The organism is Nitrospira sp., assembly GCA_024760545.1.
Classification (GTDB): domain Bacteria; phylum Nitrospirota; class Nitrospiria; order Nitrospirales; family Nitrospiraceae; genus Nitrospira_D.
Genome location: CP060501.1, coordinates 3,431,368 through 3,457,443 on the forward strand (window position 1 = coordinate 3,431,368; position 26,076 = coordinate 3,457,443).

The window sequence follows — 26,076 nt, forward strand, 5'->3', positions numbered from 1 at the left end:
CAGGTTCGAAGTCTCCCCTCTTGCTCGACGAAGCTTACCCGTCCTCGCAGCCTATCTGTTTGACAAAGTAGAAGCGGCTTATTACAGTCTTTCACCTTTCCCTGTGATCCCTGGTCTGAATTGTGGAACGGCCCAGGCCCGTAAGGAGGCGAGGATGAAGTCTAAGCTCTGGGTCGTTCGTCAGGTAGATCCCGTCCAACGTGGCCTCATATCTCGGGCGTTATCAATCTCCTCGGCTACTGCGTCACTGTTGCTCAATCGAGGGGTCACCAGTGTGGACCAGGCGACGGCCTGGATGACTCCGATCAGAACCCATGATCCCTTCTTGATTCCCGATATGGAACGAGCCGTTGACCGTCTTTGTCAGGCAATGCGACGGCAGGAGCGGGTGTGCTTTTATGGTGATTACGATGTGGACGGCATGTCCGCCACTAGTATCTACCTCTCATTCTTCCGCGGCCTTGGCGCTGAAGTCCGAGCGTATGTTCCTCATCGCTTGCGAGAGGGCTATGGTCTCAATGAGGCGGCCGTCAAGATCCTGGCCAAGGAAGGTGTCACTTTGCTGGTCACGTCCGACTGCGGGACGACATCGCACCGTGAGATTACTCTCGCAAATGAACTCGGGATCGATGTGATCGTGACCGATCACCATCAAAGCGATATGGATATGCCGCCTGCTCTGGCAGTGATGAATCCGCATCGACGGGAGTCGCGGTATCCCTTTCATGGGCTCTGTTCCGGCGGGCTTGCGTACAAGGTCGCCCAGGCCTATCAGACAAAATATGGATCGGGTTCTGCCCCCCTGGAGTCGCTATTGGATTTGGCCGCCCTTGCAACGATTGCCGATGTTGTTCCACTCCAGGATGAAAACCGACTGTTCGTTCGCGAGGGCCTCGCCCATATCTCACGAGGTGCCCGCTGCGGTATACGAGCCTTGAAACAGGTGGCGGGCATCAGCCGAGAATGCACGACGGAAACGATTGCCTTCAAACTTGGGCCTCGACTCAATGCCGCGGGGCGCTTGGATGAGGCCATCAAAGGCGTCAAGCTCCTGACTACGGAGTCGGAGCGGGAAGCCAAAGAGTTGGCTGAAGACTTGGAGCAATTGAATCGAGCTCGCCGGGAACTTGAGGCCGATATTCTTCGGGATGCATTAAGACAGGTCGAATCACGGGAGTTACCGGCCGGTATCGTCTTGTACGCACGGGGGTGGCATCTGGGGGTCGTCGGTATCGTGGCTGCCCGCATCATGGAGCGCTTTCATCGTCCTACGGTCGTGATTGCCGTGAATGAACACGGGGTCGGGAAAGGATCGGCTCGGACCATACCCGGATTCGACCTCTATCAAACCTTAGCGAGTTGCCGGGATCTGCTTATAGCGTTCGGTGGGCATCCCAGTGCGGCGGGGGTGACCATTCAGGAGGCGAGGTTGCCGGAATTTTCGGAGCGCTTTTCCGCGATCGCAGAGGCATGGATCCGGGAGACTCAAAGCGTTCCCATGTTGCACGTCGATTCAGAAGTGCGTCTGGACGAGATCACGCTTCAGCTGATCCGGGAAATCGGGGCGCTGCATCCATTCGGTGCCGGGAATCCGGAGCCGACCTTCGCCGTCAGGCGTCTGGATGTCCTCAACGCACGCGTTGTCGGGGAGAAGCATTTGAAGCTGACGGTCCGGCAGGACAGGTCTTTACCGTTTGATAGTATAGGATTCGGGATGAAATCGCTGGAGGATCAGGGGTTGTCGTTAAAGACACCCGTCGACGTTGCCTTTACGCCCGAGCTCAACCATTGGAATGGCTATGATCGAATTCAATTGCGCATTCGAGACATAAGGGCGGCGGGGTGTGAGTAACAGACGATGTACGAAACTGTCACAGATATCGACCAACTGCTGGATCGCCTCCAAAGCTATCAGCCGGACGCCGATCTCGCTCTGGTGCGAAAGGCTTATGAGTTCTCCGCCAAAGCCCATGAAGGACAAACTCGCCGCTCCGGTGAACCCTACGTAAAACATCCCGTGGCGGTGGCCGGTGTGTTGACGGCCCTCAAAACTGACGCCACGGCAATCGTGGCTGGACTCCTTCACGATACGTTGGAAGATACGGTGGCCACGGCCGACGAACTTCAACAGGAATTCGGCAAGGAAGTTGTCCAGCTAGTCGACGGCGTCACGAAGATCGGGAAGATCACCTTTCGAAGCTCCGAAGAGAAGCAAGCCGAAAACTTCCGCAAAATGGTGCTCTCGATGGCGGATGATATCCGCGTCGTGATCATCAAGCTGGCCGATCGACTCCACAACATGCGGACACTCGAACATCTCAAGGAAAGTAAGCGCCAGGAAATCGCGCAGGAGACGTTGGAGATCTATGCGCCATTGGCCAACCGCATCGGAATCGGTTGGGTGAAGAACGAACTCGAGGATCTCTGCCTCAAACATCTCAAGCCGGATGTCTACGAAACGTTGCGCGTGAGCGTGGCGAAACGGGACGAAGATCGCCAGCAATATATCCAAGAGGTCCAAGCACTGGTCGAGAAGGCTCTGGCGGAAAACGGGCTGGCGGGGGCGGTGTACGGAAGGCCCAAGCATCTGTACGGCATCTATCAAAAGATGAAGAAACAATCGATCTCGTTCGAAGAAGTCTATGACCTCACTGCGTTACGGATCATTACCGATACCAAGATGAACTGCTATGCCGTGCTCGGGGTGATCCATTCGCTGTGGCGTCCGCTGCCGGGCCGTTTCAAAGATTACATCGCGATTCCTAAGTCCAATCTCTATCAGTCGCTCCATACGACCGTGGTCGGACCGAAAGGCGAGCATGTGGAGTTTCAGATTCGCACCGAGGAGATGCACCGTGTGGCCGAATACGGGATCGCGGCCCATTGGAAATACAAGGAACAGGGGCGGGTGCAAGATAAAGACAGCAAAGCATTTGGATGGCTGAGGCAATTCATCGAATGGCAAAAGGACTTGCCGGATAACCGCCAATTCATGGATTCGGTGAAACTCGAGCTGTTCCACGACGTCGTGTATGTTTTTACCCCCAAGGGAATGGTGAAAGAGCTGCCCAAGGGTGCGACCCCAGTGGATTTTGCGTATGCCATCCATACGGAAGTGGGTGATCACTGTGTCGGTGCGAAGGTCAACGGCAAGATCGTTCCGCTCAAGCACGAGTTGACGAGCGGTGATACCATCGAGATTCTGACGTCATCCAATCAGACTCCGCACAAAGATTGGCTCAAGTTCGTCCGAACGTCACGGGCAAAAACAAAGATTAAGCATTGGATCAAGGCGGAGGAACAGAAGCGGAGTCTGGAAATCGGCCGGCGTTTGCTCGAAGCGGAGATCCGTCGTCATGGGTTAGCGCCGGCACAGGTGTTGAAGTCCGAAGCGCTTCTCGAGGTTGCCAAACAGGAAGGATATGAAACGACTGACGAGCTGGCCGCAGCCGTTGGCTTCGGCAATGTTGCGACGGCTCAAATCGTCGGCAAGTTGATTGCTCCGGCATCCGGCGGCGCGCCTGTTCAGCCGGAACCTGTGAGCCTCCCAAAAGTCTCAAGCCGTGGAAGAGCAGAACAGGGCGTTCAAGTGAAGGGCGGACGGGATCTTTTGATGCAACTATCCCGCTGCTGTAATCCGGTTCCCGGTGACAAAATCTTGGGATACATCACCCGTGGAAGGGGCCTTACGATCCATTCGGTCGACTGCCCTAACCTGGAAGCGTTGGATTATGATCGAGAACGGTTGGTGGAAGTGGAATGGGATACCGCCACGCCCAGCCAACATGCGGTAAAAATCGCCGTCATTGCAGCAGATAAAACCGGAGTTCTGGCGAACGTCTCGTCGGCCATCGCCGAATGTCAGGCGAACATCAGCCGTGCCGAAATCATCACCAGGGAAGACCGTAAAGCCGAGCTGGATTTCGTCGTCGAGGTTGCCGATACGGACCATCTGAATCGAGTGTTGAAAGCTATCGAACGGGTAGAGGGTGTCATTACGGCGAGACGTCTGAGGTCTTGGAGACAAAAATCATGAGCGAGTGCGTCACAGGAATAGACCTATGGCCTGCCGAACAGTAATTTTGTTCCTTTTTCGATCTTGTACCCATCAATCGTACCACCTGCAATCTCGAGGACGTACACGGCATTATCGCTATTCGGACGATATTGAGGACATGAATCGTCGGTCTTGGTGCAAATCGGCACGTTCCGTTCGACATGCGTGACTCGCTTTTTATCGTCCAACCAGATCAGATCGAGCGCAATCTTGGTATTCTTCATCCAAAATGACCACGCCTGGGGTTCGCTAAAAAAGAACAACATCCCATGGTCTTTCTCGAGGTGATCCCGGTACATGAGGCCCTGAGCACGCTTTCTCGGCGTGTCGGCGATTTCGGCCTGAATGGTGACGCCTGAAGGAGTCTGGATCGAGACGAGCCCGGAATCGGCCGCGAGACCGATTGGAATAGTGCCGAAGAGTGACCCGGTGAACACCAAGGCGCAAAGAGCGAGGAACGTAGGAGCCCTGCCACACATGAGCGCATCGTAATGATCGCTTCCTCTTCAGTCAAGGAGGCCATCCGATGAAAATGGCGGCCGGCCCGTCTCCGGTTCCGCGAATATTGCAATCATGTCGGAGGTTGTGCCATCCTCCAGCCGGATTCGACAGAGAGGAAACTATGCAAGAAAAGCGGCGGGTGCTCTATAAAAAAGGAGTGTTCGTGTGTCCAGGATGTCGCCAGTCTTACGTCCAGGAGAAATGGATTGAAGAATGGCGGATTCGTTGCCATCGCTGTACGTATCGTGGAACGCTGACGGAAGTGTCGGTCGAAGAACACATGGAGGAAGAAACGTTTCGGCACTAGCGCCTCTCGTTTCTCCCATAGCCAGGTCGTAACGTTGTGTCATCACATCCCGCACGGACCGCTACCCTGAGTGAGTGGCGGCGTTTCTTGGCCGTCGCGCTGATGTTGGTCACGGTTTTCGTCGGCTGCGTATCGAAATCTTTAGCAGACGAAGCCTCACCGCCGATCAAAATCCTCGTGACCTACCATTCTCTCTCGGGAAACACCGAACGTATGGCAGAAGCAGTGGTCGCCGGCGCACGATCCGTCTCGGGCACCGAGGTTGTGGTCAAGCGTGTCGGACAGGTGACCGCAGAAGAACTATTTGCCGCCGATGCGGTGGTCGTCGGCTCGCCCGTGTATTGGTCCAACATGTCAGGGGAGGTAAAAACCTTCTTCGATAACTGGCAATTCAAGTTCGGTGTGTTTCCTGAATTCAAGATGAAGAACAAGGTTGGGGCGGCCTTCGCCACTGGAGGGCAAATCTCAGGTGGTAAGGAAGTCACCATGTTGACTATTCTCGCCGCAATGCTTGGGAATCAAATGATTGTGGTGAGCGGCGGTGGTGCGTTCGGAGCGTCGGCGACAACTGAGGGTGACAGCCCAGGGATCGATAATAAGGAGATTGGAGAGGCCAAAGCGTTAGGCCAACGTGTGGCCGAGGTCACGAAGCTCGTCAGAGTCGGTTCGCCGCGTTGAATTGTTCTGTGAGAGAGGCGAGGAAGGAATACGGAATCTCTTCTCGTAAACCGGCACGTGCCGGGAAACGATAGTTAACGGTCCACAGTGCTGGTCGCTGCCCCCTGGACCGCGATCTCTACAAATTCATGAATGTTCCTCGCGCAGCGGCCGCAACTGCCGCTTTGCTTGAGGCCAAACTTGGATTTGAGCTGACAGGGCATCACAAATCCTGCTCGCCCTGCCTCACGAACATCCGCTTCTGTAATTCCTTTGCACAAGCAAACGTACATCTTTCCTCCAGATGAACGATTATGAGAAGCATTCTCAGTATGTCATGACTTCGAGACTTTGTCAAGTCCTTCACGGCGGACAACCTGAATCCAGAATTCACTTTGCAGATTCAGCAGATAGGGGCTAGGAGAGGGTCTGTTCGAGCTGATCAACCATATCTCGGACGGTATTGAATCCCGACTGCCAGAAGGCCTCTGACCCCATATCGACACCCACCTTGCTCAGGATGTCTTGCGGTGACTGGGATCCGCCGGTTGCGAGCAGGTCGAGATATTTCGGAATGAATGACTCTCCTTGCTCTTTATACATGCGGTAAAGAGCCAACACGAGCAGATTTCCGAAGCTATATGCATAGCAGTAGAACGGGCTGGCGAAGATATGGGGAATCGTGATCCACTCCCATTGAAACTCGTCCGACACCTGTACGCTCTTGCCGAATTGCTGCCTCAGTTCCGCCAAATAGGCCTGCGCCAGCTGATCGCCCGTCGCACCGTCCGCCACCATGTGGTGGGCCATCTTTTCAAACCGAACGAAATAGGCCTGGCGTAGGACGGTGGCATAGATATCATCCAACTGATTGAGGAGCAGACCCTGTCGTACCGCCTTGTTTCGCTCTTGCGAGATCAGCGCATCTGAGAGAATGCGTTCGCCGAAGACCGATGCGGTTTCTGCCAATGGGAGTGTCGAATGAAAGGTATAGACCGAATGGTCTTTTGCCATCATCCCATGGACGGCATGGCCAAGTTCGTGGGCCATGGTGGCGATGTCTCGGGCTTCACCCGTGAAATTCAACATGACATAAGGGGTCAGGCCCGGTGCTACACTATAGCAGTAAGCACCGCCTAGCTTACCAGGGCGTGTTGGTCCATCGATATGCCGGGCTCGAAAGACCTCTTCGGCCAGATCTGCCAGGCGGGGAGAAAACTCGCGATAGGCCTCGAGTACCATTGCGACGGCATCGACGTACCTATACTTCTTTGCCTCTACCCGATGGGGCGCATAAATGTGATATCGGCTCATCGGCCTGAGTTTGCAGATCTTCGCTTTCAACCTGAAGTACGCATGGAAGATATCGGCATTCTTCGCGCACGTCTCCAACAGGACATCAACCGCGTGATCCGGAATATCATTGCCGAGATTGCGAGTGGCAATGGGAGAGGAGAACTTCCGAAGTCCTACGTTCTCGGATTTCCAATCGTTGACGAGTGTTCGATACATCTCCCCGAGTAGATCGCGTTGCGTGGAAAATACGCGGTAGAGTTCTTTGTAAGCGGCCTGCCGGACAGCAGCCTTGGGGCTCCGGACGTAGCTCATGAGTTCTTCGCGGTTCATGGAGCGCGTCTTCCCGCCGATCCTCATCGTAAAAGTCATCCCGTTAGTCACCACGTCATAGAATGTATTGACAGCGCTGCGTCCGGTGACATTCTTCACATTGATGATTTTCTCTTCCGGTTCGGAAAGCGTATGAGGCTTATAGCGTCTGATCGTCTGCAAGTAATATCGCAGGTCACCGGTATCGGCCATCAGTCGCTCGGCATTGACATCGTCAACTCCCTGCCACCACAGATCGAAGAAGAGCAGGCGATTGTTCAGCGCGGTGAGTCGCTCCTCCACTTGTGTCTTGAATGAGCGTGACGTCGCATATTTAGTGTTTTCTGAGAACCACAGGTAGGCGAACGCGCCAAGCCGAGCTGAGCCCTCTGCGATCGACTCGGTGTGCTTCAGAATCGCTCGGAACTCATCGCTGGCCATTGTCGCCTGCAGCTGAGGACGAACCGACTCGACTTGCCTGACTCGTGCATCAAGATCCGCCAAGTGCCGTTCCAAGTCCTTCAATGGGTCTTTAACAAGGTGAGTGAGATCCCACTGGTCTGATACCGTGGAACCGGAATGTTTACGTCGAACGGGACGTCGAGCGGCCATTGCCAATCTCCTTACGTGAAGCTCATACCGTGGGCGCGCAGCATCTTATCACCAAGCTGCGCCGTGATTGGAGAAAATCCTCAAGCTTAAACAGAAATACAGCAGCGTTGACAGTCAATCGTCGAGATGCAAAAATCTCTTGAGCCGGTAAGAAATGAACGAGCAGGAACTCCATCGTGTCGTTCAGTATGTGACCGCCAGCACGTCCTATGCGCGTGAGACCGTGGCGGATATCCTGCACACAGGTCTAGGCGAGCTGTCTACGCTGGCCACACATTCCACCAGATCATTCGAGCGAGATGCGCTGCTCGAATACGTGTCACAGTGGACGATCAAACGAACGGGACAGCCGGAACCGTTGGTACGTGAAGTATTGGGTTGTGCTGGACGTTGGTTGGATGAAGCGTACGCTGAGATTGCCGCGCGACGGCCGGATATCTTGGGTGAGTCTCCGGAGGGCGACGAAGGCGGCGAGCCAGTGCCATGACCGGCTTCGGTCCTCCGCGAGCCGGCGTCTCACGGGACAGGGGAGGGCGCGATGACATCCTGGCGGCCTCGACGCACGATCAAACTGCGTTCCCGCTTGTACGGCTTTCATGGTATCTCTGTGATAACTGCCAAGCGTCACCCCCAGCAGGGGCTTTCTCGCCATCTCAATGACCATTGGAATCTGCTGCATCGACATTGTGCAGATCATTCAAGCCGTCTTCGACTCGGGCGACTTCTTTATCGTCTGACCCATCACGATTCCGGCGTGCAAGAATCCGCCTTGGCGGAGGTGGAGTTGGCCACGCAGCTGATCCGTGCCGGACTCCACGTCGCATTTCTGCCTGAGTCGCTAGCTCGAACAGCCGACCTTGAATGTCGCCATGAATCGGAACGGTTTTTTGTAGAGGTGACGGCGATGATCGGTTCCGCCGAACGACGACGGCTTCCGCTTCGTGTAGCCATGAATGACGAAGAACACGGTGTGGAAACAGATCGTGGCGTGCTGTTGATCCATCGAATCTTGGCTCGCATCAGACAAAAGGCCAAGCAGCTTGCCGACTACTGCGAACCGGTAATTTTGAGCATCTCGATTCCGAGGGCGGACCTTCGGGGTGGGCATCAAGGACGGCGAGAGCAGATTCGAATGGACGTGAAAGCCCTAGCCGGTTCCATAACCGTTGATCTGATGAAACTTCGACATCTCAGCGCTGTCCTGATCTCGCTCTGGGATGTGGAGCCGATTCCCTCGCGCGCGGCGTTGAGGCTTGCGAATGTCGAGGTGATCGAACGGGCCAAGCACCAGCAGACTCAGCCGCGCGTCCGCCTGCTGATTCTGAACCCCAGAGCTTCAGTTCCGCTCTCCGAAGCTCAGGATGCCTCAGTCAGGCAAACGTTGTAGCTCCTTCGCCATGTGGTGTTATCTTGGCGCCTCCCGCGCATTGTAAATGCGGCCTCCGGCTTGCTGATAACGCTGGAAGACGGCGATGGCCTCTTTGCGGCAAACGTCTCGGGTCACGGAGACCCCGCGTTGTTCAAATGCCGCCACCCAGTTCCTGGGTTTGGGTCCTTCGTCGAACCCGATCGCTGCGGCATCGCGACTCCTGGCGCCGCAGACAATCTTGCGAACACCAGACCAAAGGATTGCGCCATAACACATGGCGCACGGCTCACAACTGGTGATCAGCTCGAGTTTCGGCAGGCCGGCCGCGCTGAGATCAAAGTGTCCCAGGATGCGGTGCGCATTCGCCAGCGCAACTGTTTCGGCGTGAGCAAGCGAGCAATTCGACGATTCGACGAGATTCACGCCCACAGTGACGAGGCGCCCGGTTCGAGGTTCAAAGATCGCCGCGCCGAACGGCCCGCCGGTCTTGGACGTCACATTGGTCATCGCAAGCTGGATGACAAATCGCATGCGATCGACAGCAGCAACAATGCGTGTCTGCCGGCGCGCAAAACGGATGGCCCAGGCTGGAAGGCGAAACGGAGAAGCGGACGATAATCCGGATTTCACGACGCGAGAGAAAGCTTTAACGCATCGAGATGCTTCGTGACCATGGCATCGCCGTTTTTGGTGGATACGTCGATGCCTGTCGCGCAGACGGTTCGGCATTCTTCCACGCGTCCGAGCTTCTGGAGTGATTGGGCAAGTGCGAGATATGCGGCCGAATAGGTCGGTTTCACCGTGACGCACTGACGCAAGGATTTGGCCGCTTCTTCGAAATTGCCGTCATCCATATAGGCTTTCCCCAAGCCGAACCAGGCCACATCATCGTTGGGATCTATGGCCAGAAGCTTCTTGAGTGGTTCAATCCGGGGATTGGGCATTGCGTTACTCCTTATCGCGATCTCTGGCGGACGGTATCATGCGCATCGCGCATTGTCTATGGCGTTTTCTGCATGATAATCTGAGCGAGTTCCTGTCTCTCGTTCATGTTTATGGTTATGTGATGGGAAGAACCGGTCTCGTCTATCATCCGGCCTATCTTGAGCATGACATGGGATCCGGACATCCGGAGTCTCCCAATCGGCTGCGTGCCATTATGCAGCAGTTGGAACAGAGCGGAACTACAGCTCGGTTGGTTCGGATCGAGCCGCGAAGAGCTGAAGATGAATGGATTACACGAATTCATAGTCCCAGCTATGTTGCGGCGCTCAATCGAGTATCTCCTGACACCGGGCGCGTCTCGCTGGACCCCGATACATCAATGTCGCCCGGCTCGTTGAATGCTGCCTATTATTCGGCGGGAGGAGCCTTGGCGGCGGTCGATGCAATCATGACGCATCAAGTTGATCACGTGTTCTGTGCCGTCCGGCCTCCCGGCCACCATGCCGAAGCCGGGAGGGCGATGGGGTTCTGTCTCTTCAACAACGTCGCGATCGCGGCGCGCTATGCTCAAAAGAAGTACGGGCTCAGCCGAGTGCTGATCGTCGACTGGGACGTCCATCATGGGAATGGGACGCAGCATAGCTTTGAAGAGGATCCGTCCGTGTTATTCTTCAGCACGCATCAGTCTCCCCATTATCCCGGCACCGGGCGAGCGACGGAACGAGGCCAGGGAGCGGGAGAAGGATTTACAATCAATGTGCCGATGGAGTCCGGTGAGGGAGATGACGAGTATCGCGCGGTCTTTCAGAAAGCATTAGTGCCTGCGGCCGAGGCGTTCAAACCGGAATTTGTCATCATCTCGGCGGGATTCGACGCGCACAAAGATGATCCCTTGGCGAGCATGGCATTGACTGAGGCGGGCTATGCGGATTTGACGGACATTGTAGTGGGGATCGCCAAGCGCCATGCGAAAGGTCGCATTCTCTCTTCACTTGAAGGCGGGTATAATCTGACGGCATTGGCCGCGTCGGTCCACGCACACATCGAGGCGCTTGTGAACGCCTGAATGCAGACTGAAAATCATTGTGGGTGTATGACATGATGAAACATCCCCTGTTAATCGATACTGAGTCGTTGCAGCAGCAGCTTGGCCGGCCCGGCCTCGTCATCATCGACGTCCGTGGGAAGTCGGCGTACGAATTCGGCGGTCATATCCCCGGCGCTGTGCATTCGACATGGCATGAGTACAGCGATCCCAATGCCGTGCCGAAGGGGCTGCTGAATCCCGATCTTGGCCAAATTGAGCTGATCCTCCGTCGGCTGGGGATCAATCACGATAGCGACGTGGTGATGTACTCCAATCCGTTCGACAACTGGGGCGACGAAGGACGCATGTTTTGGATGTTGGAATATCTGGGGCACACACGACTTCGTATCTTAGACGGGGGGTGGGTGAAGTGGACAGCTGAGAAGCGGCCGTTCGAGCATGGACGTGTATCTCCCGCACTCGGAAACTTCAAGTCGCAACCGGTGACGTCCTTGATCATGGTGAAAGACGACCTCAAGGCGGTCGTCAGGGGCCCGCATCCTGAGACGGCGATTCTGGACGCTCGCAGTCTTGAAGAATATCTCGGGAAAGAAATATCCGGCATTTCACGGTCCGGACACATCCCGTCGGCCATCCATGTGGCCTGGAATGGATTTTTGAACAAAGACGCGACCGTCAAGGATCCGTCCGTAATCAAGGAAATGTTGGAAGCAAAGGGGATTCACGGCGGACAAAATGTGATCTGTTACTGCACCGGGGGCGTTCGGTCGGCCTGGCTTTATTTCATACTTAAATTCGTCGGGTATCCGAAACTCAGTAATTATCCAGGATCCTGGTGGGAGTGGAGTCGAGACTATGCGTGCCCGGTCGAAAAAGATCTTCACGCGCTGCAGAAAATCCTCGGATTCGATCCGGCGGCCAAACCTTCTTGACACGTCCGACGAGCGCTGTGTAAGGTGAATTTTAGTCCATCAAACAATCTGCTGAGCAGCGAACACTAACCAGAAGGGGGACGCAATGACCATGAAGATCCGTCAAAGCGCGTTGGTTGTGGCCGTGACCGGGATGCTAGTGGGGATTCCGCTGTTCAGTGGGCTCGCCGTAGCAGGCTCACCGCCTGCCGGGAATAAACACATCAGTGAAGCAGTCGAACATGCGAGAGGCGCCGCGTCCCATGGGAAAGAAGGACATGCCGATGCGTGTGTCGAACATGCGACCGAAGCGCTCAAGCACGCGACAGCTGCTGGAATGAAAAATCCTCATCTGGAGGAAGGTGTGAAGCACTTAACGGAAGCTGTGAAGCATGGCAAGGCCGGACATGCCGAGGCCTGTACCGAACATGCCGAAGGAGGCGCTACGCACCTGGCAGAAGTAAAGTAGTGGACGTCGCCAGCCGCTAGCCTTCATTCAACACACGTGTTTCCAGGAACGGGCAGGGATGAGTCCCTGCCCGTTCTTGTATGGGGCGGAGCTTACCATGCGAGTCGGGTACTACCAGTTCGATCCACGCTTTGGCGATGTGTCCACGAATCTCGAAAGGGTGACTGCCAAGCTGGAACAGGCCGAGGCCGATCTTATCGTGTTGCCGGAATTGTTCGCGTCAGGTTATCAGTTCGTGTCTCAGGAGGAAGCGCAACAGCTCGCCGAGCCGGTTCCCGATGGCCCGACGGTGCGACGGCTGGGAGAGGTCGCGAAACGGCGCCAGATGCATATTGTGGCGGGACTTCCTGAACAGTCTGGGTCCAGCTGCTACAATTCCGCCGTGATCGTAGGACCATCCGGGTTTCTTGGCTGCTACCGAAAGACCCATCTCTTCTACGAGGAGACGCAGTTCTTCACTCCGGGTGACTCGGGATTTCTTGTCTGGGATATCGGACCAGCGAAGATCGGCATCATGATCTGTTTCGATTGGTACTATCCGGAGGCCGCGCGGACATTGGCGATCCAGGGGGCCGAAATCATTTGCCATCCTTCCAACCTGGTCTTGCCGAACTGCCCGGATTCCATGCCGGTCCGGTGCCTCGAAAATCGAGTGTTTGCCGTTACCTGTAATCGCATCGGCAGTGAGGCGCGCGGGGGGAAAGAGCGGTTGACCTACATCGGCCAGAGCGAAGTCGTTACGCCCAAGGGAGTCATTCAGCATAGGGCGTCTCGTGACCAAGAAGAGCTGACTATCCTTGATATTGACCCAACCGAGGCTCGCAACAAACGCTTGAATCGGTTCAACGATCTGCTTCGTGATCGCCGCACGTCGCTGTATAAAATGTGACCCCGAGCTTCATCATCCGTCAAGAGGAGCACAGTGCTTGCGCAAGTTCAGCGGGCACGGTAGGATTTCGCTCATGACCACAGAACTCCGCAAAGGCATTTTTCTCATCGCTGCTCCCAGCCTGCGTGACCCAAACTTCCGCCAGGCCGTCGTCCTGCTGTGTGAACATGGGCCGGAGGGCGCCCTCGGCGTCATTGTGAATCGACCCACGGCTATGTCCATTTCCGAAGCCCTTCCACAGGTTCCCGTCATCGAGGGAGCCGGCCACGTGCTCTATGCCGGAGGGCCTGTCCAGACGAATCAAGTCATGTTGCTCTATAAAGGTGACGAGTTCCCGGAAAATGCACACCATGTCTTCGACGGAGTCTGCCTTGGCGGCGACGTCGGCATGGTCGAACGCATTCTCACCGGGGCCGGCACCACAGAATCCTTCCGCGCCTACTTGGGGTATTCGGGATGGGGACCCGGCCAGCTGGAAAACGAGATGAAGACCGGGTCATGGATCACCTTACCTGCCGATCCCCAGGCGGTATTTGAGAAAGACCCGGTCCGTGTCTGGGGGGATATCTTGAGCACCCTAGGCGAAGCCTACCAGCCCTATGCCGAGATGCCGTTCGATCCATCCTGCAACTGAGGTCTAAGAGTCGTTTCTCAACCCCTATCGTCGTTGAAACGTGTCGCGCCGGATGCTTGAGTCAAACGGCATGTGAGAAGGGTGTGCCTGTCGCGTCGTTGGCGGTCTCGGCCTTGCTAATTGGTCGTCTTTTCTGCACTATCGTTAGGGCTGAGAAGCGCTGACGCCACCGTCACGTGACGCGAAAGCCGAATTGGCCATCCGTAGGAGGAGGGAGAGGAGCAACGTGGATCAGTCGGATATGCCGTCGTCTGGAACCGAGACCTTCTTAAGGAAATTACATGAACGCCCACAGTTGCCCCTTGGTGACTGGCTTCGGGCGCCCGCACATGTCCATTACAAAGCCTTTCGCATGTCCGACCCGCCGACGCAGCGTCCGGCCAGCCGATCGGAGTTCCAGTCGCTGCTGGGGCATTTCAAGATTCCCATCGAGACGACCCATATTCGGGAGACATTCGGCTATGGCATCAAGGAAGCGGACAATGGCGATCGACTGATTGTGGTGTGGCAAGCGCACACCGAGTATTACAACTACCAATTCTGGCATCTGCCGTCGAAAGCCAGCGGCGGAGTGACCTTCGGGCCATTGACGTTTCCCAATTACACATTTCCTATGTCGCCATTGGGGTCTGATGTCTGTCGCTTGGACCTTGTGTTGACGACGGACATGCTGCCGCCGCGCAGTGAACTGCGCGCGCTGCTGCCGGGTCAGGTGATCTATGGCAGCCGAATGTTTACCGAGCAGACAAGTGTGGCGACCAGCTTTACTCCCGACAACCAGGGACGAGAACGGTACTGGGTCAGCGTCAGATCATCTCAAGGTGAGGTGCCTCGCTTGAAAGACATCGTCGATGCCATTGTGCGGATCGAGACCTACTATCATTTGTTGTTGATGCAAAAGCCGCTGTTTTCCGCCGCAATCGACCAGGTGTATAAGTTCGAGCAGGTTCACTTGAAACAACGGGAGATCATCACGTCCCATATCGGCCACGCCGACTCGCAGACGCTGCAGCGATGGCTGAACAGTTTGACGCAGGATTTGTTGAAGACCAATCGCATGGCAGGAAAACTGCACTTCGAGTTGTCCTCATCGATTCCGTACGACAAAATCGTGCATACCACGTTGGCATCGCTCGGCGAACAACCGATGGACTCCTACCGCCAGATCTCCGACTATGTGCTGGGGGGCATCACAGGGGTCGCCGAAGGGTACCAGCAGCTCTTGCGCCGCATCGACACGTTGCGAGGCGGCTTCGAGGGCATCATCGCCATCATTCGCACCCGCATCGACTTGATTCTGGAAGCACAAAACCTCGCACTGCTTCAGAGCGTGGACAAGACGACCAAGAGCCAGGTCATCCTGCAACACACGGTCGAAGGACTCTCTGTCATCGTCATTGCCTATTATTTGGCTGGACTGGCGGGATATGTCTTCAAAGGATTACAGGAAATGGGTTGGCTGGCGAACGCCAGCCTCGCCACGGCGGTGTTCGTACCGGTCGCCATCGGCTTGGCTTTTCTCGTCACGACGATGAGTAAGAAGATTATTCAGAAAAAGCTGGCCGCGGAACAGCCGGCTGAGGAATCAAAGAAGCCGCAGCCGTGACGGGCCTCTCTCTTCGAGAAATCACAGCCATGAGTACAAAGACCTTCAGCGAATGGTTAATTCGGCTCAATCAAAACTTTTGAAAGAAACCGACCCGTATGCGACGTGGCCACCTTCGCCACCTGCTCAGGCCGCCCTTCCGCGACGATCTGTCCTCCTGCCGCGCCGCCTTCGGGACCGAGGTCGATGATCCAGTCGGCAGACTTGATGACATCGAGGTTGTGTTCGACGACCACCAGCGTGTTGCCGGCATTCACGAGTTTGTGGAGGACAGCGAGGAGCTTTTTGATGTCTTCGAAGTGCAGGCCGGTTGTCGGTTCATCCATAATATAGAGGATATCTTTGGCGGAGGAGTCTTTCAGCTCGGCGGCGATTTTCAATCGTTGTGCTTCTCCGCCGGACAGTGTCGTGGCCGATTGGCCAAGGCGCAGGTAGCCGAGGCCGATGGACGTCAGGAGGTGAAGCCGTTCCTGTAGCTTCGGCGTTCCAGTGAAGAAAGAGATCGCGTCTTCCACCGTCATGTTGAGCACATCGAAGATCGTCTTGCCGCGATAGCGAATCTTCAAGACTTCCGATTTGAAGCGTTTGCCTTCACAGATCTCGCAGGGCGCATAAATATCCTCGAAGAAGTACATTTCCAGCTTTTCAACACCGCTGCCCTCGCAACGTTCGCAGCGGCCGCCGACAGCATTGAACGAAAAATGGCCCGGTGTGAAGCCTTGATGAAGCGCCGCTCGTTCAGAGGCAAACAACTGACGGATGTCGTCGAACGTTTTGAGATAGGTGACCGGGTTGGAGCGGGGAGTCCGTCCAATCGGCTGTTGATCGATCAGCCGGATCCCTTTGAGATGCTCGATGCCTTTGATAGCCTTGAACCGGCCCATGGGAAGGGATTCCACCCGAAAGGCGCGGGCCACGGCACGATAGAGGGTATCTTCGACCAAGGTGCTCTTGCCCGATCCTGAGACGCCGGTCACACAGATCAGCATGCCGAGGGGAATGCGAACGAACAGGTCTTTGAGGTTGTGTTCGGTCGCACCGGCGATCACCAACATCTTCCCGCTTCCAGATCGTCGCGATTTGGGCTGGGGGATCTGCTCTTCGTCGCGCAGGTATCGGGCGGTGGTTGCACGGCGGTCTCGGATGAATTCCTTCGTGGATGCGGCACAGATGACCTCGCCGCCCTTCTCGCCTGACTGAGGGCCGAGTTCGACAAGATAGTCGGCCGATTCGATCATGTGCCGGTCATGTTCGACGACGATGACTGTGTTGCCGACGTCCGCGAGCTCATGGAGAATGCCGGCCAACAGGTCGGTATCCCGGGCATGAAGACCGATGGTCGGTTCGTCGAGGACATACAAGGTCCCCACGAGCCGAGACCCCAGCTGGTTGGCGAGCGCAACCCGCTGAGCTTCCCCTCCGGAGAGCGTCTTAGTCTGTCGACTGAGCGTGAGATATCCAAGGCCGACGCGCTGGAGAAATCCCAGTTTAGCCTTGAGCTGTCGGAGGATATCCGCCGCGATCTCCTGCTCGATTCGGCGAAGCGGCAGAGATTCCACCCATCCTAAAAGACTTTCGACGGTGCGCTCTGTCGTCTCATGGATATCGCTGCCGGCAATTTTGACGTATAAGGCTTCTGGTTTGAGACGGCTGCCATGACATCTGGGGCAATCGAAGGGTGTGCGGTAGCGGCTGAGGAACACACGGACATGGAGCTTGTAGCGTTTGCCTTCCAGATACTCGAAGTAATCGTTGATGCCGTCGAATGACTTGTCACCATTCCAGAGGAATTGTTGCGTGTCTTTGGGAAGGTTCTTGAACGGAGCTGTGATGTCGACTCCACGCCTCTTCATCGTGAGCAACATCTTCTTCTGCCACCAATCGGAACTGGGTTTGCTCCAGGGTTCGACCGCTCCTTGAGCAAGCGATTTCGTGTGATCGGGGATGACCAGCTCCGGGTCATACCGCAGCACATTGCCGAAGCCTTTGCACTCCGGGCAGGCTCCGAGCGGATGATTGAACGAGAAGAGAATCGGCCGCAGAGGCTCGAAGGTGCGCCCGCAGTTTTGACAGAGGAATCGCGTACTGTAGGATTGCCGTCCATGACCGATGATGTCGATGGAGCAGCGGCCCTCTCCTTCACGAAACGCCGTTTCGACAGCTTCGACGAGACGACCACGATTGTCTTCCCTGATGATCAGACGGTCGAGAACGACATAAAGCGAAGAAGAGCCATGAAGTCGAGGCTGATCCGCCTCATGCAGGTCGAGGACCTCATCCTGAAGTTTCAGTCTGGTAAACCCACGCGTCAGGAGTGACTGAATGAACAGGCCTTCTTCCTTGGAAGAGGGAGCGGCGAGGGGAAACAGCACCATGGCCCGGGCATCGGGCCATCTCGCCAGCAGATCGTCCACCACGGTGTCGGGCTGAAAGGAGCGCGCTTCTTGACGACAGTCCGGACAGGTGGGTTTCCCGATCTTGGCGAAGAGGAGGCGGAGTAGATCGGCAATTTCGGTGGTCGTGCCGACCGTCGAGCGGGCCGTCCGCACCTGATTCTTCTGCTCGATGGCAATGGCCGGCCGGACATTGAGGAGACGATCCACATCGGGGCGAGCCACCTTGTCGAGAAACATTCTGGCGTAGGTCGAGAGGGACTCGACATACCGCCATTGACCTTCGGCGAAGATCGTATCGAAGGCGAGAGAGGATTTGCCGGACCCTGACACACCGGTAATGGCCGTGACCTGATTATGTGGAATCTGCAATGACACATTCTTCAGATTGTTCTGTCTGGCACCTTCAATGATGAGGTCTGCAGACTGATTCCGGGGAAGAGGACTTTGTTCCATGGCGCGGTCCAAGAATGATAAACACATGATGCTAACAGTCTGACTCTGTCGCTTCAATGGGATTGAGGAAAGGCTTGTTGATTGATTCATTGAGTGAGAGGATGAGGGCACTCAACCAGGAGGACACATGATTCTTTCCACGACCAACAATATCGAAGGCAAAAATGCGGTGAAGTACCTTGGCTTGGTGTCGGGGGACGCGATCCTGGGCGCGAATATCTTTCGGGATTTTTTCGCGTCGATTCGAGATATCGTCGGCGGCAGATCGGCGGCCTATGAAGCGGAACTCCGTAAGGCGAAGGATATTGCGCTTGGAGAGATGCGCGAGCAGGCCAAGAATCTGGGGGCCAATGCGATCGTCGGGATCGATATCGACTATGAAACGATCGGCGCCAATGCCAGCATGTTGATGGTCAGCGCCAGCGGCACGGCAGTGGTGATCGAGTAGCAGGAGCCTGAAAATGTCCGCCAGCTTCGTTCTCGCATCGTTCAGATCCTCAACGTACCCCAGAGGGTACGCCTCGGCCCTTCACTCGCTGCGGCCTTGCTGGACAGTCATTTTGAGTCTCCTGCAGGAGAGGGGCTTCTTGGGGCGATATAGCGAACGCGATGACGTTGCCGTCGAAAGCTGATTACCTCAACATCGGCCGCCAGATTGCGAGTCTGCTCGGCTCAGCGTTAACCGGGCCTTCGGCAGAGGAGCTTCGTGAACTTGCCCGAGCCTATGATCCTACCGCGGATGAATCCTGTATCAGCGCCGAAGTGTTTTTATTCCACAAATATCTCCTGATGCAGGCCTGCGTCGGCGTGTTTGCAGAATCGCAGGTCGAGCACGTCGTCGGGGGGCTGTTCGCCGCGCTCAATGAGCGGGCCAGCGGACTGGAGCTCAGTCCGGAACGGCAACAGGCGATGGAAGAGATGTGGCAGCTCAGGGTCGGACAATTCGATCGCTTTTTTTCGCAAGACCGTCTTCAGTTTCTGGAAGAGCGGTCGGAGCCGATCCACTGGAAGCGGACGATTGATCGATTCTGTCAGAACGTGCGAGCCACCGAGAATCCTCCTGATATCTGGGGTGGCGCCGACACTCCATCGCACGTCGCCAGCCATTCTGTCACTCGGGCGCTTGATCACATGGTATCAGCGCTCGAAGAGATCAACCGATTGCATTTCAGCAGAGCGGTGTGACCTGCACGGGAGAGTGCTCTCTTTATTTCAAAATCACCTTCACCAGCCCGATGCATCCGACATAGAGGACCAGGGATCCAGCCATCGCGGGCCAGAAGCCGAGGCGAGGGATACCCGTGATCATGGCGAGGACATAGACCGTCCACGGTGGGACAAACCACAACAAGTTCTTCGCGTAGTCGACCGTCGTGGCGCCGCCGCCGTTGGCATACAGCAGAATAAATGTCACGCCGGTGATGGCGGGAAAGGTGCTGACCATGGCGGCCAGGAACGACTTGCCTTGCGAGCCGAGATATGTGGAGAAGCTGACGATGGAGCCACCCAGGAGAAAGTAGATCGCATACTTCACAAGATCACTCACGAGAAGTCCTCCTTATGCCGATCCATGGAATGCCTCCATGGCTTCTCTCTCCAGTGCCTCTCCCTGGCCGGTATAACGCGGTGAAAAATGAAAGACCGCGAGGTCTCGGACTTGCGCCTTACGCGCCATGAGTCCGGCTTGTCTCGCGGTCAGATGATACCGGTCGCGAGCTTTTTCCGCATCACCATCCAGATACGGCGACTCGCAATACAAAATGTCGGCGCCTCGGGCAAGCGCGACGATCTTGGCTTCGTTCTCCTCGTCGTAACGCGCGTCGACCACGTACGCAATCTTTTGGCCTCGTGAGATCGTGAGAAACCGTTCCTTCAATTCGCCGAGTATGAATGCGTGCTCTTCCCGACGATGTTCGTCGCATACCGTGGCAGTGAATCGGAAGTCGTCGGGTTGTCCTTCCCATATATGTTGCTTGACGTCTTTCAGCCAGGCACCGACCGGCAAGCCGGCCTCGTGCAATTTGTGTTTGTTGACGTTGACGTGGAACTGCTCCTCGAGCGCGTAGGCAAATGAGGGGATGCGATGATTTAACGCCACGGCCTTTACGGTAAACATTGGGTCTTCCAGTACAGTGAACACCGGACCTTCACCATGAGGAACCGGGTGGTGGACTCGTTTCGGCTGTTCAAACCCGTTGGTTGCCCGGAAAGAGGCCTGATGGATCCCACTTTCGTGGAACTCCCGAACTTCAATCGTGAGCGGATAGCCATCCACAAGATTCCACGTATAGCCCCGCAGCTTCCCCTGCACGTTCTCAATCAACCCGGGAGGACCGAATAATCTGAGCGTCTTGCCTCGCCCTAGCGCGACGCGAAGAACGGCGTCAAATCCGATGAAGTGGTCCATATGGGTATGTGAGATGAAAATCTCTCCTGCCCTGAGCAATCTGGTCGGTCCCAGCCCATCGTTATGTCCGAGATCGAAGAGCAAGGCCCGCTTCGACCAGCGAACTTCTACGTAGACGCCTGGGTCGCCAAAGACATCGTTCACCAGATAACTGGAGAATGAGGGGTTCATAAGAGTGATTGGGGCGTTACATCATCGGCCTATTGAGGGTCTCTCTGAATGGACTGTCGTTGTCACGATGATTCCCGTGTCACCCTATGGCGGCCCTGACCGCACTGTACATGATGATGACTTCGACCGCATGCGCCACGATCGTCATCCAGAGATTGCGCGTTCTGAGCCAGATGCTTCCCCAGATGAGTCCATCCCAGAGCGCGATCCAATGGAGGTACCGAAAAGTATTGACCATGAACGGGTCAAATGCAAACGTGAGGGTGCTGGCGATGAGCGCAAGAGGCGCCATATGTCGTCTCGAATCGGTGGCCCGCCAGTGTGATTCGAATTCCGCGAGGCGCCCCAGGAGAAAACCGCGGAAGTTCAACTCCACGAACAGAGCAATGCCGCAGATCAGCCATGGCACCATGAGGGGGATGGGAAGCCGACCGTGAGGCGTCTGCTTCAAGAACGTGATGTCGTAACCAAGAAGGGGATAGACGGCCAGAATCACGAACGTATTTAGACTGCCGAGCAATAATCCCGTTAAGGCTCCCCACCGGACCCCGTTCCGTACCGTTTTCTTTTCCAGCCCGAGCTGCATGAGGGGCTGTGTAGCATATACAGCCCAGAGACCGAGCCCCGCATAGGCGAGCAACTGCGGCATGAATTGGACGAGGAGTTCTTCTCTGAACGACTCAGGAAGACCGTAGTATCCGAACGTGGCGCCGATGGGGAGCAGCGATAAGGCTGCTCCCATGACGGAGGCGTGACTGTGAGCCGGCCGACCTAGCCCGGACGTCATAAAACGACTACGACAATTCGAGATGATAGCGATCCAACGTGGTGGCTTTCTGTCGCGCAAGATTGGACAGCGACTTGTTGTAGTCGACGATGGCGCGCAACTCATTGCCCTGCGCAGTGGCCAGATCTCGTTGGAAATCGAGCACGAAGCGGGTGGTGCTGAGCCCGACTTTCAAGCGTTCCTGCTCGGCTTGCAGCTGTTTTTCGGCCATGATGCGCGCCGATCGGGTCGTTTCGATACGCTTAAAGTCGGTCTGGACCCGGCGCACCGCTTCGCGAACCCCGACGATGATTTGCTGGCGGATGCTGGTCAACGTGATTTCGGCGTTCTTGGCCTCCAGCTGCCGTTTGTTGTAGCTGCTGATGGCTGCTCGGTTGCCGAGCGGGTAACTGAGGACCAACCCCGCTCCATAGTTATAGAAGTCGCCGCTGAAGTTTCTCGTAAAGGAGTCGTTGTAATCACTGCCGAGGCCGGCCAGTCCGACCGTGCCCTGAAACGACAGCGTTGGGAGCAACTGGTTGCGCGCGAATTGCTTATTGAGTTCGCCTGACTCGACGTTTTTTTTCGCCTGTGTGATTTCAGGACGCTGCTCGATCGCGGTATCAATAGCTTCCTGAAGGCTGATGGGTTCGAGCATAGTGAGGGGGGGATCGGCGGGGGTGAGCCGGACGTCTACCCTCAAGTCCTCCTCGCCGGGATTCAAGAGTCGCCGCAGTTGATCCTCCTGGTCGCGAATGGCTTTCTCCGCCACCAAGATCTGTTCCACTCTCGACGCGACCGCGGCTTCTGCTTGCAGCACATCGACGATGGACATGACGCCGGCCTTGGCTTTGGCGCGGTTCGTCGCTAAGAGCTCTTCGGCGGCCTTTAAAGCGGCTTGCGCAACCTTCAGGTTCTCGTTTGCAAACACGAGTTCCCAGTAGGTCTGTTCCACGGTGGTAATGACGGTCATGACCTGGTCTCGAAAGACATGTTGTTCGACCACGGCGTTGTTTTGAGCGACCTTGATGAAGGTCTTATTGATCCCGATACCGGCGTTTCTGAGCAACGGTTGAGTGAATGTGAATGCCAGGCCGCCTGTCCAAGACGGATTGAACAGGAATCCCCTTGCGACATTGGCGTTGACGCTGCTTCGCGCCGGAGCATAGTTCACGTCGAAGTTGCCGCCTGTAATCAGGTTCGTTTGTGCATCGACCGTCAGGGAAGTGTTGCGTTGATCGAAGGTTGTGATCTGATTGAGGCTGCCGCCGGTTCCACCGAACACCGGTCGATTGAGCGGGTTGACGGTTCGGTTGTACTGGCCGTTGATACTCAGGTTGGGGTCGAACTTGGATTGTTCGATGATAATGTCGGCCAACCGACTTTCCCGATTCTGGCGGCTGATACTGATATCGAGATTACTCTGCAGAGCGTGCACGGCTGCGTCGGCCAGCGAGACGATCTCCCTTCGTTCCGCAGGGATCGGTTGGGTCACATCCAAGCTCCAGCTGGCGGGTGGAGATGCGATGCCTCCTAAGCCGGCGATCATCATGATCGCGAAACGATAGGAGCGAGTTGAGGATCTGCTGTTCATACGGGCCTCCTTGATCAGGGATCAGAACGAGAGCATACTATATATAATTACTCTCAGGGGGCTCTGTCATGAATATTAGCGTTCCTCCTCCTTGGATTGAAAAGGCAGCTCATCGTGTGCGACGGGTCCGTGTTCTGACGGGTTTCCTGTGCGTGCTCGCGGGAAGTGTTTTTTATGCCGATGTATCTGCGTTGGCGCAAACCGCGTCGGGGGCATCGAGTGTGCGGTCGCTAGCCGGCGGGGTCGCTCCGCTGTTCAACTTTGGGGGAGGCAGCCTCTATATCGACAACCAGGGAACGCAGGGGTTCATTTACAAACCGGGGGCAAACTTTCAAACCTATAATTTCCGTAACCCCTCAAGCGGCCAGGCTTGGAGTGGTGCCATTATGACCTTCGGTCCGCAACTGTCTATTGGACTCATTCAGGGCGCAAATCAGGTTGGAGGCGCAACCGTTCTTCCCGGTCCACCGCGCCAAACGTCGCCGGTGCCTGAGATTGAATCTACAATCGACGACATTCCCTAATTATCGAACGAAACGATCTCCCCGCTCGAATTCCTTCAGGGTTGAATCTTCATTTTATTTCTTACTGTCCCTTGCTTGGAAATTCTAGAATTGCTCGTAAGGTTTCACGGTTCATAGGCTAGGCGACAGGTCACCGCCAATACATAGCGAGAAACGGTTCTTAGAATTTCCGGATCGATGGTATCGGCGGTATCCGTCGGTTGATGAAAATGCGGATGCACGCCGCCGCTGACCACGGTGACCGTCGGCACGCCGGCTTCCTTGAACGGCACATGATCGCCTCCGGGGAAAAATCCGTACAGGTCCAGTTTGTCATGAACTCCGGCAGCCTTCCCTGTTTCCAGCAGGACATCCTTTTCTAATCCTGTCACGCCTACGGTGAGCCGTCCGTTTCCGACACCGGCATGGTCGATGTTGATCATGGCTTTCGTTGCACTGAGCGGGACCAATGGCCGCGAGGTATACAGGCGCGAGCCAAGAAGATCGCGTTCTTCACCGCTAAACGAGACAAAGAAGATCGTTCGGGATGGCCGCAGCTCGGCTTTCGCCAGAGCCCGTGCCACCTCCAAGATCACGGCTGTTCCGGAGGCGTTGTCATCTGCTCCCGGGAAGAGCACGCCTCCTGCGCGACCGAAGTGATCACGATGAGCCCCGATAATCACCGCGTCCGTTCCGGTTCCAGGGATCATCCCCACTACGTTGATCAAGGCCCCCTCCGTGGTCGTCGTCTTCCACTGAAGCGAGGCAAACTTGCCGGTCAGGACGGCTTGTGACGCAGGGGTGTGGTTCAGTTTTTCTTGAAAAGCCCGCAGACGATCGGGAATTTCCCCCTTTGGCTCCGCAAGAATCTCTTGGGCTAGGGGTGTGCTGATCCATGCGCCCGGAATAGCCTGATCAAGTGGCAATTGTCCGTAGAACGCGCTGGGATTTCCCGTGACGCCTTTTCGAGCCTCATAGGGGTGGAGGATCGGTCCGGTGGCCATGAGATAGCCTATCGCCCCGTGATCCCGGGCGACTCGAACCTTATCGGCATGGCTGACGGAACGTTGGTAATGTTCCGGCTTGCCCCGCAAAAACAAGACGATGCAATTGTTCACGTCGATACCTGCATAGTCGTCGATGCCTTGTGCAGGATCGACGATGCCGTATCCGACGAAGACGATCTGGGCTTGGATGTCCGCGGATGGAGAGTCAAAAATAGGGAAGTAATCGGCACCGACCTGTTTTGCGGATAAGGTGCTTGTGGTGCCGATCTTCAGTATTGGGTCCGGTGCAATCGTCACGGTGGGTACGAGGGTGGCCATAGCCCCTAAAAAGTTGCCTTTTTTATCCTCTATGAAGGGCAATATCAGTGGGCCATTACGAATGTTCGGCAGCCGCAATCCAGCCGAGAGAAACTCTTGTGCCACCCATCGCGCTGATTCGTGATCATCCTTCGTGCCACTCTGCCGTCCATTGAATGAGGGACCGCTGAGTGTCCGAATGTCCGCCATCAATCGTTCCACTGAAAGCGAATTGGTGGCAGCTAGAAGGGCTGCCTCAGGTGATTGAGCCAGGCATGGATTCAGTGGCAGAAGCAGCGAGACGGCAGCGCAGGCTAGAATGCAGGGCATCCGAGAAGGAATAGGCAAGCAAATCCGACTCATCGTGATTTCATGGTCATGACGTGGCGGCAATTCAAGCTGCGGATCATAGCATACCCGAGAAACCAGGTTGCAGAGCCGGATTGAGCCAGGTACTATTCAGAAAAAGTATGGGTTGGTAATCGAGCCGGAAGAACACCGCTTCAGTAGTAAGGGAGTGAGTATGGCAGGTGGCGAGCCAGGAAAAGGACTGTACGATCACTTGTATCGGAGATTTTTCGAGCAACGCGACAGTCATGACGGGTATTTGTTCCAGGAAGCCCCAGGCGGCAGCGCTCCGACGCCGGCGCTTACGTTCGGCGAAAAGCTGCGGTGGTGGACCTGGGATCGATGGCAACGACGGAAGAAACTTCTTGCCGAGCGCGACCGCCTGCAGCGCGAGATTCTCCAAATCAAAAAACCGGAAAGTTCAGCGTAATGTGGACGGTATCGACGAGTGTTCGAGCGTGTCATGTTAGGACACGAGTTTGCGCCACGTTCTGCGCATTCTTTGCGGCTTGTGCGGGCCTCGC

Annotated in this window: 27 protein-coding genes; 16 read left to right on the forward strand and 11 right to left on the reverse strand. The window is 55.9% G+C overall.

Annotated features, from left to right (window positions below):
- Positions 1-154 precede the first annotated feature (154 nt).
- Both recJ and H8K03_16280 read left to right on the forward strand, forming a co-directional pair.
- Positions 155-1,852, forward strand: a complete 1,698-nt coding sequence (gene recJ, locus H8K03_16275) for a single-stranded-DNA-specific exonuclease RecJ (GenBank protein UVT19336.1) — start codon at positions 155-157, stop codon at positions 1,850-1,852.
- Between the two features lie 6 nt (positions 1,853-1,858).
- The gene (locus H8K03_16280; GenBank protein ID UVT19337.1) at positions 1,859-4,036 is read left to right on the forward strand and encodes a bifunctional (p)ppGpp synthetase/guanosine-3',5'-bis(diphosphate) 3'-pyrophosphohydrolase; all 2,178 of its coding nucleotides are present in this window, start codon (positions 1,859-1,861) and stop codon (positions 4,034-4,036) included.
- A 23-nt stretch (positions 4,037-4,059) separates the two neighbouring features.
- On the opposite strand, the gene H8K03_16285 is transcribed toward H8K03_16280, so the two are convergent.
- Entirely contained in the window at positions 4,060-4,536 is a 477-nt protein-coding gene (locus tag H8K03_16285; protein ID UVT19338.1) for a DUF192 domain-containing protein, read from the reverse strand.
- Between the two features lie 143 nt (positions 4,537-4,679).
- Between H8K03_16285 and H8K03_16290 the strand changes: the two genes are divergently transcribed.
- Together H8K03_16290 and H8K03_16295 are read left to right on the forward strand one after the other, a co-directional pair.
- The gene (locus H8K03_16290; GenBank protein ID UVT19339.1) at positions 4,680-4,865 is read left to right on the forward strand and encodes a hypothetical protein; all 186 of its coding nucleotides are present in this window, start codon (positions 4,680-4,682) and stop codon (positions 4,863-4,865) included.
- Positions 4,866-4,901: 36 nt separating this feature from the next.
- Positions 4,902-5,543 (forward strand): NAD(P)H-dependent oxidoreductase, encoded by a 642-nt coding sequence (locus H8K03_16295; protein UVT19340.1) that lies wholly within the window; start codon positions 4,902-4,904, stop codon positions 5,541-5,543.
- A 74-nt stretch (positions 5,544-5,617) separates the two neighbouring features.
- On the opposite strand, the gene H8K03_16300 is transcribed toward H8K03_16295, so the two are convergent.
- Together H8K03_16300 and H8K03_16305 are read right to left on the reverse strand one after the other, a co-directional pair.
- The gene (locus tag H8K03_16300) at positions 5,618-5,815 is read right to left on the reverse strand and encodes a (2Fe-2S)-binding protein (GenBank protein UVT19341.1); all 198 of its coding nucleotides are present in this window, start codon (positions 5,813-5,815) and stop codon (positions 5,618-5,620) included.
- A 124-nt stretch (positions 5,816-5,939) separates the two neighbouring features.
- Positions 5,940-7,739, reverse strand: a complete 1,800-nt coding sequence (locus H8K03_16305; GenBank protein UVT19342.1) for a M3 family oligoendopeptidase — start codon at positions 7,737-7,739, stop codon at positions 5,940-5,942.
- A 154-nt stretch (positions 7,740-7,893) separates the two neighbouring features.
- On the opposite strand from H8K03_16305, the gene H8K03_16310 reads away from it, so the two are divergent.
- Together H8K03_16310 and H8K03_16315 are read left to right on the forward strand one after the other, a co-directional pair.
- Positions 7,894-8,226 (forward strand): hypothetical protein, encoded by a 333-nt coding sequence (locus tag H8K03_16310; GenBank protein ID UVT19343.1) that lies wholly within the window; start codon positions 7,894-7,896, stop codon positions 8,224-8,226.
- A gap of 51 nt (positions 8,227-8,277) precedes the next feature.
- Complete coding sequence (locus H8K03_16315) at positions 8,278-9,126, forward strand: hypothetical protein (protein ID UVT19344.1); 849 nt, start codon at positions 8,278-8,280, stop codon at positions 9,124-9,126.
- An 18-nt stretch (positions 9,127-9,144) separates the two neighbouring features.
- Here the strand turns inward: H8K03_16315 and H8K03_16320 are convergent, their stop codons facing one another.
- Positions 9,145-9,837 (reverse strand): nucleoside deaminase, encoded by a 693-nt coding sequence (locus H8K03_16320; GenBank protein UVT19345.1) that lies wholly within the window; start codon positions 9,835-9,837, stop codon positions 9,145-9,147.
- A complete protein-coding gene (locus H8K03_16325; protein UVT19346.1) occupies positions 9,735-10,052 on the reverse strand; it encodes a tetratricopeptide repeat protein in 318 nt (105 codons plus the stop codon). Before H8K03_16325 ends, H8K03_16320 begins: the two co-directional genes overlap by 103 nt.
- Before the next feature lie 122 nt (positions 10,053-10,174).
- Here H8K03_16325 and H8K03_16330 point away from each other — a divergent pair, with 122 nt between their 5' ends.
- From H8K03_16330 to H8K03_16355, 6 genes are all read left to right on the forward strand, one after another.
- Positions 10,175-11,119, forward strand: a complete 945-nt coding sequence (locus tag H8K03_16330; protein ID UVT22517.1) for a histone deacetylase — start codon at positions 10,175-10,177, stop codon at positions 11,117-11,119.
- A gap of 32 nt (positions 11,120-11,151) precedes the next feature.
- The gene (locus H8K03_16335) at positions 11,152-12,033 is read left to right on the forward strand and encodes a sulfurtransferase (protein UVT19347.1); all 882 of its coding nucleotides are present in this window, start codon (positions 11,152-11,154) and stop codon (positions 12,031-12,033) included.
- 85 nt (positions 12,034-12,118) lie between these two features.
- Positions 12,119-12,481 (forward strand): metal-binding protein SmbP, encoded by a 363-nt coding sequence (locus H8K03_16340; protein ID UVT19348.1) that lies wholly within the window; start codon positions 12,119-12,121, stop codon positions 12,479-12,481.
- Between the two features lie 97 nt (positions 12,482-12,578).
- Positions 12,579-13,370: an acyltransferase gene (locus H8K03_16345; protein ID UVT22518.1), complete on the forward strand. Its 792-nt coding sequence runs from the start codon at positions 12,579-12,581 to the stop codon at positions 13,368-13,370.
- 73 nt (positions 13,371-13,443) lie between these two features.
- Positions 13,444-14,004 (forward strand): YqgE/AlgH family protein, encoded by a 561-nt coding sequence (locus H8K03_16350; protein ID UVT19349.1) that lies wholly within the window; start codon positions 13,444-13,446, stop codon positions 14,002-14,004.
- 241 nt (positions 14,005-14,245) lie between these two features.
- Positions 14,246-15,610 carry a DUF3422 family protein gene (locus tag H8K03_16355; protein ID UVT22519.1) on the forward strand — a complete coding sequence of 455 codons (1,365 nt, stop codon included), beginning with the start codon at positions 14,246-14,248 and terminating at the stop codon, positions 15,608-15,610.
- Positions 15,611-15,666: 56 nt separating this feature from the next.
- Here the strand turns inward: H8K03_16355 and uvrA are convergent, their stop codons facing one another.
- A complete protein-coding gene (gene uvrA / locus H8K03_16360) occupies positions 15,667-18,459 on the reverse strand; it encodes an excinuclease ABC subunit UvrA (GenBank protein UVT19350.1) in 2,793 nt (930 codons plus the stop codon).
- Between the two features lie 127 nt (positions 18,460-18,586).
- On the opposite strand from uvrA, the gene H8K03_16365 reads away from it, so the two are divergent.
- Both H8K03_16365 and H8K03_16370 read left to right on the forward strand, forming a co-directional pair.
- Positions 18,587-18,907, forward strand: coding sequence for a heavy metal-binding domain-containing protein (locus H8K03_16365; protein ID UVT19351.1), 321 nt, complete (start codon positions 18,587-18,589; stop codon positions 18,905-18,907).
- A 161-nt stretch (positions 18,908-19,068) separates the two neighbouring features.
- Positions 19,069-19,644: a hypothetical protein gene (locus tag H8K03_16370; protein UVT19352.1), complete on the forward strand. Its 576-nt coding sequence runs from the start codon at positions 19,069-19,071 to the stop codon at positions 19,642-19,644.
- Between the two features lie 22 nt (positions 19,645-19,666).
- On the opposite strand, the gene H8K03_16375 is transcribed toward H8K03_16370, so the two are convergent.
- From H8K03_16375 to H8K03_16390, 4 genes are all read right to left on the reverse strand, one after another.
- Positions 19,667-20,005: a DUF3147 domain-containing protein gene (locus H8K03_16375; protein UVT19353.1), complete on the reverse strand. Its 339-nt coding sequence runs from the start codon at positions 20,003-20,005 to the stop codon at positions 19,667-19,669.
- A 12-nt stretch (positions 20,006-20,017) separates the two neighbouring features.
- Entirely contained in the window at positions 20,018-21,037 is a 1,020-nt protein-coding gene (locus H8K03_16380; GenBank protein UVT19354.1) for a ribonuclease Z, read from the reverse strand.
- A gap of 79 nt (positions 21,038-21,116) precedes the next feature.
- Positions 21,117-21,824: a CPBP family intramembrane metalloprotease gene (locus H8K03_16385; GenBank protein ID UVT19355.1), complete on the reverse strand. Its 708-nt coding sequence runs from the start codon at positions 21,822-21,824 to the stop codon at positions 21,117-21,119.
- 7 nt (positions 21,825-21,831) lie between these two features.
- Positions 21,832-23,397 carry a TolC family protein gene (locus H8K03_16390; GenBank protein UVT19356.1) on the reverse strand — a complete coding sequence of 522 codons (1,566 nt, stop codon included), beginning with the start codon at positions 23,395-23,397 and terminating at the stop codon, positions 21,832-21,834.
- A gap of 68 nt (positions 23,398-23,465) precedes the next feature.
- Here H8K03_16390 and H8K03_16395 point away from each other — a divergent pair, with 68 nt between their 5' ends.
- Positions 23,466-23,921, forward strand: a complete 456-nt coding sequence (locus H8K03_16395) for a hypothetical protein (protein UVT19357.1) — start codon at positions 23,466-23,468, stop codon at positions 23,919-23,921.
- A 104-nt stretch (positions 23,922-24,025) separates the two neighbouring features.
- Here H8K03_16395 and H8K03_16400 read toward each other — a convergent pair whose 3' ends face one another.
- The gene (locus H8K03_16400; protein UVT19358.1) at positions 24,026-25,414 is read right to left on the reverse strand and encodes a M28 family peptidase; all 1,389 of its coding nucleotides are present in this window, start codon (positions 25,412-25,414) and stop codon (positions 24,026-24,028) included.
- A gap of 313 nt (positions 25,415-25,727) precedes the next feature.
- Here H8K03_16400 and H8K03_16405 point away from each other — a divergent pair, with 313 nt between their 5' ends.
- The gene (locus tag H8K03_16405) at positions 25,728-25,982 is read left to right on the forward strand and encodes a hypothetical protein (GenBank protein ID UVT19359.1); all 255 of its coding nucleotides are present in this window, start codon (positions 25,728-25,730) and stop codon (positions 25,980-25,982) included.
- Positions 25,983-26,076: the final 94 nt, after the last annotated feature.